This window comes from Leyella lascolaii (genome assembly GCF_900079775.1).
Classification (GTDB): Bacteria; Bacteroidota; Bacteroidia; order Bacteroidales; family Bacteroidaceae; genus Prevotella; species Prevotella lascolaii.
Window position 1 is genome coordinate 48284 of record NZ_LT556035.1, and the last position, 13495, is coordinate 61778.

Here is a 13495-nt window from a genome sequence, read left to right on the forward strand (position 1 = left end):
ATGTCACTGTTTCCGGAATAATATATCACAATAGAATATGCCACAAAGTTACATTTTTTTATCTAATAATGATATATAAGCCGTTAAAAAATGTCTGTTTTAAGGTCGGCTAATACAGAATCAGCCATAGCCGAATAACCGTCACTTATAGATATGAAACGAGTAAGACAATTCACTGCCGCATGTTTCAAAGCTGTGTTATTGCCAGAAAGAGCTTCATGTATACGGTTCAGGATCTGTCCAGCCTGATTGTCATCCGGCTTGAATCCTTTCATAATCAGTCTGCAAAGAACATGGTAGGCGCATATCCTTACCATCAAATTATCACTTGAGAGCCATCTTAACGCCAACAGATGCGCATCTTCGAGATTCTGAAACAGATTGAGCGCGCACATTTCCGCTATTTCCATAGAGGAGGTATGCTTTATCCAATCTTCTGCAAGTCCGTGTGTCATTTTGTCTGCCGGCATCAGCATTGTTGCGAGAATCTTGCACTCCCTCACATCATCTTTCCATAATTCGGATGCAAGATTGAAACTCTTATCATATCCTGAAGCGATTTCTTTAAGCTGAGCCAAAGGTATTCCCCAGTTCACTCTATATTCAAGTCCCTTCTCACGCATAGAACGCGAGGTTACTCCATTCATGAACAGACGGAATGTCTTCTTAATCTGCCGTATGTTTTCTGTTGTCTGATCCATATAAAAAATACTTTATAGAAAACCGTATTCAGAAGAATATCTCATCATCTGATGTGCATAACTTTCCGTAAAATCAAGCAAAATATCGGTAATATCGCCATTTTCATCATATGCTGGTTGCATCCGCGGATTTATAAATCCTTTATATGGTGATATATTCAATGTGGCATATCTTGATAGAATTTCCGAATGCAAAGTGTCATCTACATTTATAGCATATGACTCAACTATTGCTTTCGCGGCATCATAGTCACCCTCACTCTTGATACGCTGAATCTCTGCCAATAATTCAGCGAAAAGCGAACGTAAAGCCTGATAGTCAGTTATGTCAATGTACGTTTTGCCTTCTTTTTTTACGAGTCGCACCACACCGCCGGAATGTTCATACACCCAACGGGCTATAAGTGCACGGTTACGCATATGAGCCTCTTCTATCCGGTGACCGGGTTTGATGCGGGTAAGTTGAGTAAGCATACCGTTCATCATATAGGTGTAATAATGAGCCTTATATGCATCAAGAGAATCGAGAAGACCTAAATCACATAACTTTCTGTCTGCGATGTAATATAAGCCGAAAAGATCGGCACGCGCCTCTTCTATCGTATTGCCATATGCTTTCAAAGCATCAGGGAAGACTCCGGGCAACAATTGTCCGCTTCCATGTCCGAGACACTCGTGAAGGTCTGTATGCAAGTCGTCACATATGTTACCATATTTTTTTATAAGTTCAAGCATTGATGCATCTAAGACAAACTCTTCATTAAAACCGTTTCCCATTGCAGCCTGATCATATGCTTCTGTGAGATTGCCTATTGTAACGCTTTTAGAACCATAACGCGCACGTATCCAATCTGCATTGGGCAGATTGATACCTATCGCGGATGAAGGATACTCATCACCTCCAAGCATAGCGGCACAAACTACATTTGCAATAACTCCTTTTACTTCTTTTTTCTTAAAGCGCGGATCTATCGGAGAATTGTCCTCGAACCATTGTGCGTTGTCGCTGATAGTCTGAGCACGGTGTGTCGCTTCGATATCCTTATAAGACACAAAACCTTCCCATGACGCTTTTAGCCCGAGAGGGTCTCCATATACTTCAATAAAACCGTTTATGAAATCGACACGTCCTTCTGTCTCCTTCAGCCATTCTATAGAAAAACTGTCAAAGGTCCGTAAATCTCCGGTACGGTAATATTCCGTCAGTATACTTATTATTTTTTTCTGTTGTTCGTTCTCGGCTTCATCGCGAGCCTTTTCAAGCCAATAGATAATATGACTTATTGCAGGACCGTACATGCCTGTTTCTGTCCATTTACATTCTACAATAGAGCCGTCGCGTTTTACAAGTTTTGAGTTCAGACCATATGAAGGCATTGACTCATCAGCCCCATCCTTCATGTCGTTATAAAACTTCTCAACTTCTTCCTGCGTAAGATTTTCATAATAATTACATGCCGAAGTTGTCACAAGGTCTTGTTTATCTGCTTTGTTTACACGTTTCGGGAGTACTGACGGATCGAATATCACTGGAAAGATTTCATCACAGAAACAGTCTATTGTCTCGTTGTCTTTCAATGGAATAAGACTTTTATCAGTATGGTCTATTACCATTCTTAGATAATCGGATGAAAAATCAGGCACTAACTTCTCACATCCATAATGATGATAAATGCCGTTTGAGAACCACATACGCTTAAGGTATACCACAACGTTCTGAAATTCGGAGCAATCACGATTTCCGTCATAACCGGTGTAAATTGCTTCAAACAATTTTCTTATACGTATATTATAAGCACCGAATTGATCGGTCGTGATATCCCGCCCCGACAAAGCCGCCTTTGAGAGATAATAAATATACTTCTTTTGACGAAGTGACAATTTATCAAAATTCGGCAACCGGTATCTCAATAACTGAAGATCGGCAAACTTCTCATCTATATAATTAAATTTCTGTTCCATTAGTATTGCTATGTTTGTTAAGAAAACATTCTGATAATCTCATCATTCTATTCGATTGGTCTGACGATAATGCAGGGGCGTTACACCTTTATATCTGCAAAACGCGTTGTAGAAAGACTGGCGGCTTGAGAATCCCACCATATCAGAAATGTCCTGCATTCTTAATTTGGAGTAACGGCGGTCTGTCAACAAAGTCATAGATTCCTCCACCCTTAACTTATTTATCAATGATGTGTAGTTCATATGAAACCTTACTCTCAACACAACTGATACATAACGTGTATTGGTTCCCAATTCTGCAGCCATTTTCTTTGCAGAATAGTGCTTGTCTCTATACTTTTTCTCAATATGAAGAATTCTTATGATTCGCTCGTACAGTTCATCAGAAACCGATGAGCTGATATATTTTAGATATGCAGGACCGCATTTTTCTTCTGATTGTTTTTTATCGTCTCTCATTATATTTTTCATCTTTAATATAAAATGAAGACACTCCAATGACATTATAATGTTTCACATTCTTTCAGCCACAACGCACTTGATGCGTCTGACGGCATCCGCCAATCACCACGAGGACTCAAGCTTACGCTACCTACTTTCGGACCGTCAGGAAGACAAGAACGTTTAAACTGCTGTGTAAAGAAACGGTGGAAAAACACCTTAATCCAATGTTTTATTGTATCATCTTCATAATCAACTGCATCAAAAGCTTTGCGTGCCAACAGATAAATCTTTGACGGTCTGAAACCGAAACGCAAGAAATAATACAAGAAGAAGTCATGCAGTTCGTATGGTCCTACAAGGTCTTCTGTCTTTTGCTTAATTGTCCCGTCTTCTTCCGCAGGAATAAGTTCCGGACTTATTGGCGTATCTATTATATCAAGCAATGTATTGCGCGATTTTTCATCCACCGCATTGTATGCTACGTCCCTAACCAAGTATTTTATCAACGTTTTAGGAATACCCGCATTGACCCCATACATTGACATATGGTCTCCATTATAAGTTGCCCATCCCAAAGCAAGTTCACTCAAATCACCGGTTCCAACAACCATGCCTTTCAATTGATTACTGAGATCCATCAATATTTGAGTTCTTTCACGCGCCTGGCTGTTTTCGTATGTAACATCGTGTACAGAGATGTCATGCCCGATATCGTTGAAATGGACCTTAACACTATCAGCGATACTTATCTCACGAATGGTAACGCCAAGACTATTCATTAATGACAACGCGTTATTATAAGTACGGTCTGTGGTACCAAATCCAGGCATCGTTACTCCGACAATCCCTTTTCTGTTCATACCAAGTTTGTCGAATGTTTTCACACATACCAGCAACGCCAATGTAGAATCAAGCCCACCGCTTATACCGACAATAAGATGTTTACAGGCTGTATGCATTATACGCTTCGCCAACCCGGCTACCTGTATCGAGAATATTTCATTACAACTATGCTCCATATCATTATCATCCGGAACAAAGGGTAAAGCATCTATCTCACGTAACAGGCTGAAATTTTTCGGCTGCACAACAGCTGTTTGTTTTATTACTGCATTTGAGTCATCACGACAGTTTACAAATGTGGTGTTCTTCTGTCTTTCAACACGCAGTTTCTCAATATCGATTTGATTGACAATCATTTGCGGCTTGAAACTGAAACGTTCTGATTCTGACAACAAGGTTCCATTTTCATATATGAGAGCGTTCCCGCCATACACGACATCCTGAGTGCTTTCACCAAATCCGCAACCACTATAAACATAGCCGGAGATTGTACGCGCACTCTGTTGCGAAAGCAGATTCATAAGATAAATATGTTTGCCTATCAATTCGTCACTCGCTGACAAATTGAAAATAATATCCGCACCGGCTAATGCTAATTTATTGCTACACGGCTCTGCCGCCCAAACATCTTCACAAATCTCTACACCAAACAGTGCATTATCAGACGTTCTGAACAGCGTAGGTCCGGGAGTAATTGAAACAGAATTACCGGCATATCTTATATCCGTAGGCTTCAGATCCTTTGAGGATGTAAACCATCGTTTCTCGTAGAACTCACCATAATTAGGCAGATACGTTTTCGGAATTATCCCTAATATTATGCCATGCTGAATCACAACCGCACAGTTATACAAAGAACCTGAAATATTGACAGGAGCTCCTACGATACATATGATATCAAGTTTGCGGGAAAAGTCCAATAACTGCATTACCGCAACCTCTGCCTGTTCAACAAGTAACTGCTGTAAAAACAAATCCTGACATGAATATCCTGTCACGGACAATTCCGGGAAAACTATTATCTCCACGCCACGTCCTTCTGCCTGTGCGACAAAATCTTCAATCTGCTTAATATTATATTCCGTATCGGCAACCTTAACCGATGGAATTGCTGCCGCCACTGTTATAAATCCGAATTTCATCTTATCTTATTGTTACTTGTGTCGCGCCATATCCGTATTCCAGAAATGAAGCGTCCTGATATTGATATTTCTTATACTTATATTGCAATTCATGCACTATCGCATGACGCAAAACGCCTTCCCCCTTTCCATGTATGAATACAATGCGTCTGCCTTTCTCTGATTTATATTTATCAAGTACCTCATGAAATTTTTCTATCTGATAACTCAAAATATCAGAAGAACTCATGCCTGCAGTTGTGTCAAGAAGAGAGTTTGCATGCAAATCCACAACAACAATGTCATCATTTTTTCTTTTATTTAGAAAAGGATTGCCTTTTTTCCCGTCTTCATAACGTCTTGCGTATGTATCTTTTGGGGAACTGTCATCAGAGGATGAAGAAAACATTTCTTTCTTCAACTGTTGTGCATCAACGACAAGCGGACGTGTGGTCTTATCGTTCTCTACAATAGGCAACAACAATGCCGCCTCATCAAAGAAGTCATTCTCACGGAATGTATGCAACTTATAAAACTTCACTTTGTCCAACCTGAATTGAGTTTCAACAGTAGGCTTAAGCATGAAACTCTTTGAACGTTTATACGCGAACAACTGTATTGATATTCTGTCATAGTCATTCAAGCTTTCACGCTCGAAATCTTCAATATATTTTTTTGTGTTAGGCTCTAACTCATCCGCTGAATGTAATACCCAATTTGCTCCTTCTGCTGTACAATAACTATATTGTATGAAGTAATTGCTATCATTTACTATATACACATCAAATGCTGTTGTTGTAAACGATTTAGCGTCTTTCGGGACAAATGCAATATAGCAATTCAGCACATCTCCTCCTGAACGCTCCTCAACTTCGGCTTTATTGTGGGCAACTTTTTCAGTTATATCTTTTGCATAATTCTGTTCCGCAGCAAAATCATTAATATTGCTTCGGGAATGAACGTTCTCTGTACGATTTGAAGACTCTCTCTTGATTATATTCTGGGAATCATAATTTTCTTTATCACCTACTAAAACAACATTATTAATAGGTGTTGGAATCTGAAATCCGTCTTCATCTTCCACCAATACAATATTTCCCTTAAATCCTGCAATACGCCCACCGCCTGTTTCACTCAGGAAACGTACTTTATCTCCTATTTTCATAATATTATAAATATACTTATTTTTATGGAATCAATAGAGAACTGTCTCCATAGCTCAAAAATCGGAATTCATGCGTCAAAGCATAGTCATATATTTTTCTCCAATCACCATTGACGAACGCACTTACTAAAAGCAACAATGTGCTCTGAGGCTGGTGAAAATTAGTTATCAGTATTTTCACAATCTTATACTTATATCCTGGAGCAATGATAATTTGTGTACTTGTGTGCAACGCATTCATATCATGCCTTTCAAGATATACCAATATATTCTTTAACGCATCTACCGCTGAAATCGGTTCTATATCATTGGTATAAGGTTCCCATTGATTAACATGCAGCTCATCTTCACGTAAATCAGGATTTTTATGTAATTTCAAGCCTATATAATATAAACTCTCCAATGTTCGCACACTTGTCGTTCCGACGGCGGTTGCGCACGCATTGTAACTGATAAGTTTCTCTATTGTCTGCCGCTTTACATAAATGTATTCAGAATGCATCTCATGTCCTTCAATCATTTCTGATTTAACTGGCTTAAATGTTCCTGCCCCAACATGGAGTGTCAATTCCTCACAATCAATACCATGAGCATCCAAATCAGCTAAAACACGATTCGTGAAATGAAGTCCGGCAGTTGGCGCAGCAACAGAACCTTTTATTTTGGAATAGACAGTCTGATACGATTTTTTGTCGCTATCCTGTGTTTCGCGATTCAAATACGGTGGTATCGGTAATTCGCCTATACAGTCTATAATATCTGAAAAATTGACATTGGAATTATCCCAATCAAAATCTATCAACTGTCCTGTTCCGTATTCACCTCTCAAAGTAGCCTTAATTTCAACATCTTTCCCATCTATGTTAAAAACTTTCACTAGAGAGTCTGATTTCCATTTTTTCAGATTTCCTACAAGACATGACCATGAACAATGACCTGTTGTCTGAAACATTTGCTCATAGTCAGAAGGAACGACAGGTTCCAACAAGAAAATCTCAATCAAAGCACCTGTCTCTTTCTGGAAATGCATCCTTGCCTGTATAACTTTTGTATTATTAAATATCATCAGCGATTCTGATGGCAGATATTTTGATATGTTATAAAATACATCCTCTGAAACTTCACCTTTTCTATATATAAGAAGTTTGCTATGATCTCTTTCTTTCACAGGAAATTTTGCTATCCTATCCTCAGGAAGAGAATAATTAAAATCTTTAATATGTATATGTTTTGTATCCATTTAACTAAATATAAATTATTACAGATCTGATTACTGCATATAATAAAGTAACAATTATTGTAAATATCACAACATCGATATCTCTTTTATCATATCCGCTCACAGTATACTGCGTGGAGACGTAAGTTATTTGTGGTGCTATTTTTCCATACATGCAATGATATAATTTGTATGCACAATATCCAGAAACTCCACCCCAAATAAGCCCGACTGCTATATCGCTTGGGTAGTGCACACCAAGATATAGTCTCGTATAACAATTTGTAAATGACCATAATATCAATGACACGCTGAGAACCCGACTTCTAATCAACAATATAAAAAATATCGCTAAAGAAAATGTATTTGCTGCATGTGACGAGAAAAAGCTATAGCCGGTTGCCCGGAAATTATTTGCCAAACTTATACACCCCTTAAATGCAAGATCATTACAAGGTCTTTCTCTTGCAAAAAACGGTTTAACAATAAAATCAGACACCCCACCTGACAGAAGAATGCAAAATGCCGCACATCCTATAATCAAAAGTATCTGTCCCATTGTCTCATTGTTTTTTACAACTACATACAATAAAGATAAATACAAAGGAATCCATGTCCAACCCGATGTCAATACTATTATCAGATTATCCATAAAGATAGAATTGCTGCCATTCAAATATAGCAACAAACTCTGATCAAAAGCCAAAAACGTATTAACATCCATTATTGTAATATACAGATTTTATATTTCTTCTATCTGATTTTCTCTAACCCATCCGTCTCTTCCGTCAGGCAGTTCTATATGACGCCAATCCTTCATTGTCTTATCTATTATCCTCACATTTGTCCCTTCATGTAAAGTGAAGCTGTCAGATCCGGATTCTGCAGGTGTATTTTTGACATTAACGACAGACATAACAACAATTGCTTCATCACGATTCTCAAACTGCATTTTTTGATGATACGCGAAGACATTACTGAAAATAAACAGTATCAGAAATGCGATTGCTCCGTAAAATCCAAGTTTTCTGAATATGATTCTATCTCCAAATAGAAACAGGAGCGTAAGAACCAACGCAATAATCACAAATAAAACAGACAGCACAGCCCAGGTGTCTACACCAACACTATTGACCAGTGATTTGTACCATGTGACGAAGAACATCTCACTTCGTGGCATAATCTTGTCTACAGTCTTGTTCCGCACAAACTGGAGATTAAAAAGAACATCATTGTCTCCCGGAGAAAGTCTTAATGCTCTTTCATATGCTATTATAGCCTTAGTATTGTCTCCTGTACGATAATATGCATTGCCCAAATTATAATATAATTCTGCACTTACACCTTTTTTCAACAATTCATTGTATCCTACTATCGCTTTCTGATAATTTCCTTTTGAATATGCGTCATCCACCTGCTCTTTTGTTACGGCAGACAGAGAAAGCGGAAACAACATCAGCAACAGTATTATTGACATATTTGTCTTTTTCCTGTGTTTTGATGTTTTCAAGGAGTTCTCTATATCCATTATTGCATTCATTGCGCTGTCATAGGTCTTACTCATATTTCCTGCGATATCACCAGGAGCATAACGCTCAAATTCACATTCATCAAGAGCGCTCATAAATTTATTTATCGTAGATTCCTTTATTTCATTATTTTTGAGATTGTATGAAATATTATCTCTTGAAAGCCGTTCTACCGGCATATTCAACTTGTCACTTACGTAACCCCAAAGTGCTCTCAATACTTCATCATAGAATTCGTTCTGCCTTCCTGACTTCATAAGCTTTTCCGCGTTTCTCAGTCTCTTAACAGCAACCCTGTTGGCCCTGCGTCCTTTCATCTTTACTATATCGGCATTATCGATCGCTCTTTTACGGAAAACTACTAAAAGAACAACAAACAATATAATCAATAAAGCGATACAACTCCAATAAGAAACGGAACCATAAAAAAACTGTCCAAGTTGACGCAAGGATGTGCTTCCGGTCTTTATTCCTCGAATATCATCCTCAACATCATCAGAATAATTGACGATACCACCACCGCGTCCAGTCCCTTTTGCAACGTTAACATTTATAGGCTGTGTCTTAATCGTCTTGTATTTCTTTTCGTTCAAATCATAATATGTAAAGTTTACAGGTGGAATAACATATTTCCCCTGATTACGTGGAACGACCAGAAAATCATATATTATGCTACCTTCAATACCTTTCTCAGTTAGCTTTGTATTATCTGTAACCTTAGGATCATATTTGTCAAAATCCTTTGGAAATGCGACTGAAGGCTGTTTAAGCAACTTCATATTGCCTACACCACTCACAACAACCCTAACTGTCAACGGATCGCCGGCTTTAATACTTTTATTGTCTGCATTAGCGGAAATTTTGAAAGAACCGACTCCACCGGAAAATCCAACAGGCTTTTTGGGAAGCGGATCCACCTGAATGTCTATTGCTGGAGCGACAATATTACGCTTTACCTCAACATATCCGGAACCGCCATTGAAAAAAGCCTCGAAAGGATCTACCGCACGATTCTGCTGCACAACAATACCTTTAAATGTTATGCTTGGTATTTGCAATTTTCCTGTCATCTGCGGATACATGACATATTGACTCCATGTGACACAACGATAATTTATGCCATTTACCTTCTCTATGTGATAACTCTTCTGAAGAGGCAGTTTAATCTCTTGCGTATGAAAACCGGTCAAATCTGGCATTTTCCCATCTAATTGTGTCAAATCAACCAACGTATAAACTTTGTAGGTCAACAATATCGGTTCCTGTTCGTATACGCGCCTTTTATTTGCGCTTACCTTTACAAACAGATCCTTTCCGCTTATATGCGACCCGGATGGTCTCATCGGTTCACTTTCATCATGCATACGCGGTGCTCCGTTGGTGTTTGCAGATGTGCCACTGACTGTTATTTTTACAGCCTTTGACGAAATGCTTTTTCCATCAACTTTTGCATGAGCCGATGGTATAGTATAAGTACCTTTCTTCTCTGCATATAAAGTATAAGTGAATGTAATGGATGAAGAGCTGCTTGTACGTCCGTTTATCATCTGGATACTTCTTTGTACAGACTGATACGGTCCTGCAATAACCTCTATTCCCGCAGGAATATTTCCTGCCCTGAAATCATCGACATCCTGCGTGTTTACTGTGTATGCGATTCGGAAATTCTCCCCCACAGCTACCTGCGACGGGGCAGAAACAGATATTCCCTGTGAATATGACCTGCATACACACAGCAACATTATACATAATACTAAATGTAATTTCGTGATCCTCATAATAACATGAATGTCATTAAATGAAAATGTCTTACCAATTTTTTTCGAGTTTTCTTGACCGCGAATGGTGTGACTCGTTTTGCATTCGTTTTTTTGTTTCTTTTTCAGCCTGCATAGCAGCATTAAGCAATTGTTCTGCGTTATCCTTGCTCATCTGCTCCTGCTTCTGCTGAGTATCTTGTTTTTGCTGAGTTTTTTGTTTTTGCTGTTTTTCCTTATTATTCTTGTTTTGCTTATCGTCCTTATTGTTTTGTTGAGGTTTATTCTGACTGTTTTTTTGCTGTCTCTTACATAACGCCAGATTATAACGAGTCTCATTATCATCCGGATTATTTCTAAGACTTTCCTTGTATGCAGATATTGCTTCTGCAAACATTTTACGATTCTGGCAAATGACCCCTATATTGTGGAAAATTTTGGCTTTACGCATGGCGTTCTTCTCCACCCTTGCAGCCTTCTGATATTCTTCTACGGCAGCGGAGTCCTTTTGCTGCATCATTAAAGCACATCCAAGATTATACAACGCCTGCGGATTGTCAGGATTCACGGCAACAGCCTTTCTGTATTCCGCTTCCGCCTTTGAATATTCCTGCATCCTGTACAGTTTGTTACCTGAGCGTATGGACTGCCGGTCTGCCTGTGCCGACACATCAGTCAGACAGGTAAATGTAATAAATAATAATATTATATACCTGTTCATCACTTTTTCCTCCTGAATAAGCGTATGTTCTTAAGAATAGGATTCTTTGCCTCGAGAATGCATACTTCAGTAATGATAAGAATCAGCACAAGAATGCCAAAAGCCTGAAACTGTTCGTCATATTCACTATAGATAACATTCTGTGTCGTACCTTTCTGCAATTTAGAAATCTCCGAATTCAATTTTTCTTGTGCGTCACTTGTATTATCAACGTGAATATACGTGCCGTTTCCTGCTTGGGCAACCTCCTGACACATCCGCTCATTAAGAGCAGTCATTACTGTTTTACCACTTGCATCTGTCAGGTATCCGTTCCCAACAGGTATGGGTGCTCCATTCCCATTTCCGACACCGAGGATAAACACATTTATACCTTTCTTCCTGGCTTCTTTTGCTGCGTCAAGAGCGCCACCCTCATGGTCTTCTCCGTCAGTGATGACTATTATAGCGCGCCCTATTTTCTCCTGTTGGCTAAAACTGTTCATCGCCAGTCTTATTGCGCGCGCAATATCGGTTCCCTGAGTAGAGATAAGAGACGGATCCATATTCTGCAGAAACATTTTTGCAGAAACATAGTCGTTGGTTATAGGTAACTGTACGAAAGCTTCACCGGCAAATACAATGAGTCCGATTCTGTCTTCCGTAAAATTATCAATCAGATTCTCCACCAGCAACTTGCTTTTGTCAAGTCTTGACGGTGCCACATCTCTCGCGAGCATGGAATTGCTTATGTCGACAGCTATAATCGTTTCAATGCCATTACGGCTCTCATTCGATATTTTGGTTCCACTCTGCGGACGTGCAAGCATGAAAGCGACAAGAGCCAATGCAGCCAGAATAAGCATGAACTTTACCGTGGGTCTGTATTTTGAGACATCCGGCATCAACTCTGTAACAAGCGACATGTCACCGAATTTCTTCAGTTTTGCCATTCTGCGCTTGTATGTAATGAACCGTAGCAACAGCAATACCGGCACAAGCAGTAGAAGCCAAAGATATATTGGATCCTCGAATCTAAACATCTCTCTTAAATTTTATGGTATTCTTCTTAATACCGTCGTTCTTAGTAAAATGTCTGACAGCAGTACAATGAACAATGCAAACGCGAACGGCTGGAACGCCTCATACCTTTTTGAGAATTTCTTTACGTTCATCTTTGTCTTCTCAAGTTTGTCAATATCGTTATATATCTGCTGTAGTTCACGGTTGTTGGTAGCCCTGTATGAATTTCCGTCTGTCGTTGACGCAATGTCCGTCAAAGTCTTGAAATCTATTTCAACAGGTATTTTTATATATTGTATACCCCCAGCGACGGGCATCGGATAAGGAGCTACCTTGTTGGTACCTACTCCGATGGTGTATACTCTTATACCGAATTTCTTCGCTATCTGCGCGCTTGTCATTGGAGATATGTCCCCCATGTTGTTGCTTCCATCAGTGAGTAGAATTATAACCTTACTTTTTGCTTTAGAATCTTTCAGTCTGGAAACAGCGTTTGCCAATCCCATACCAATTGCTGTTCCGTCAGCTATAATCCCTCTTGATGCAATATCAGTACGTACAGACTGCAACATGTTAAGCAACGATGCATGATCCGTCGTCATAGGACACTGCGTGAATGATTCGCCCGCAAATATTGTAAGTCCTATATTGTCATCCGGACGCCCGGAGATAAATTCTGCCGCAACATTCTTGGCTGCCTCTATACGGTTAGGCTTCAAGTCTTCTGCCAACATTGATGTGGATACATCCATTGCAAGCATTATATCAATGCCTTCTACAGATTTACTCCCCCATGAGTTATGTGTTTGCGGACGTGCCAGAACAATAACAAGCATCACGAAAGCTATACATCTAAGCAACATTGGCATATGGACAATTCTCACACGCCAGCTGCCTCCGACGAAACGATAAGCCTCGGTATCACTCATCCTCAGGGTTGGCTCGCTTTTTTTCTTATAAAGGAAATACCATAACACATATGGTATCAGCAATATAAGCAGCAGGAAATATTCTTTATTTGCAAATTCCAT

The 13495-nt window shown here is 39.2% G+C and carries 11 protein-coding genes; all 11 read right to left on the reverse strand.

What is annotated here, in order from left to right:
* Positions 1 to 83 precede the first annotated feature (83 nt).
* Positions 84 to 701, reverse strand: coding sequence for a DNA alkylation repair protein (locus tag BN4609_RS01390; RefSeq protein ID WP_068855027.1), 618 nt, complete (start codon positions 699 to 701; stop codon positions 84 to 86).
* A gap of 12 nt (positions 702 to 713) precedes the next feature.
* Complete coding sequence (locus tag BN4609_RS01395; protein WP_068855028.1) at positions 714 to 2663, reverse strand: dipeptidyl-peptidase 3 family protein; 1950 nt, start codon at positions 2661 to 2663, stop codon at positions 714 to 716.
* 42 nt (positions 2664 to 2705) lie between these two features.
* Positions 2706 to 3122: a helix-turn-helix domain-containing protein gene (locus BN4609_RS01400; protein ID WP_021993317.1), complete on the reverse strand. Its 417-nt coding sequence runs from the start codon at positions 3120 to 3122 to the stop codon at positions 2706 to 2708.
* A gap of 44 nt (positions 3123 to 3166) precedes the next feature.
* The gene (locus BN4609_RS01405; RefSeq protein ID WP_068855029.1) at positions 3167 to 5092 is read right to left on the reverse strand and encodes an NAD(+) synthase; all 1926 of its coding nucleotides are present in this window, start codon (positions 5090 to 5092) and stop codon (positions 3167 to 3169) included.
* Between the two features lies 1 nt (position 5093).
* Positions 5094 to 6236: a DUF2027 domain-containing protein gene (locus BN4609_RS01410; RefSeq protein ID WP_068855030.1), complete on the reverse strand. Its 1143-nt coding sequence runs from the start codon at positions 6234 to 6236 to the stop codon at positions 5094 to 5096.
* A gap of 22 nt (positions 6237 to 6258) precedes the next feature.
* Complete coding sequence (locus BN4609_RS01415) at positions 6259 to 7476, reverse strand: S-adenosylmethionine:tRNA ribosyltransferase-isomerase (protein ID WP_068855031.1); 1218 nt, start codon at positions 7474 to 7476, stop codon at positions 6259 to 6261.
* A 4-nt stretch (positions 7477 to 7480) separates the two neighbouring features.
* Positions 7481 to 8014 carry a phosphatase PAP2 family protein gene (locus BN4609_RS15515; RefSeq protein ID WP_368407820.1) on the reverse strand — a complete coding sequence of 178 codons (534 nt, stop codon included), beginning with the start codon at positions 8012 to 8014 and terminating at the stop codon, positions 7481 to 7483.
* 183 nt (positions 8015 to 8197) lie between these two features.
* A complete protein-coding gene (locus BN4609_RS01420) occupies positions 8198 to 10762 on the reverse strand; it encodes a BatD family protein (RefSeq protein ID WP_068855032.1) in 2565 nt (854 codons plus the stop codon).
* Positions 10763 to 10793: 31 nt separating this feature from the next.
* On the reverse strand, positions 10794 to 11357 hold the full coding sequence (locus BN4609_RS01425; protein ID WP_306455792.1) for a tetratricopeptide repeat protein: 564 nt from the start codon (positions 11355 to 11357) through the stop codon (positions 10794 to 10796).
* Between the two features lie 104 nt (positions 11358 to 11461).
* The gene (locus tag BN4609_RS01430; RefSeq protein WP_068855034.1) at positions 11462 to 12484 is read right to left on the reverse strand and encodes a VWA domain-containing protein; all 1023 of its coding nucleotides are present in this window, start codon (positions 12482 to 12484) and stop codon (positions 11462 to 11464) included.
* A gap of 12 nt (positions 12485 to 12496) precedes the next feature.
* Entirely contained in the window at positions 12497 to 13495 is a 999-nt protein-coding gene (locus BN4609_RS01435) for a vWA domain-containing protein (protein WP_068855035.1), read from the reverse strand.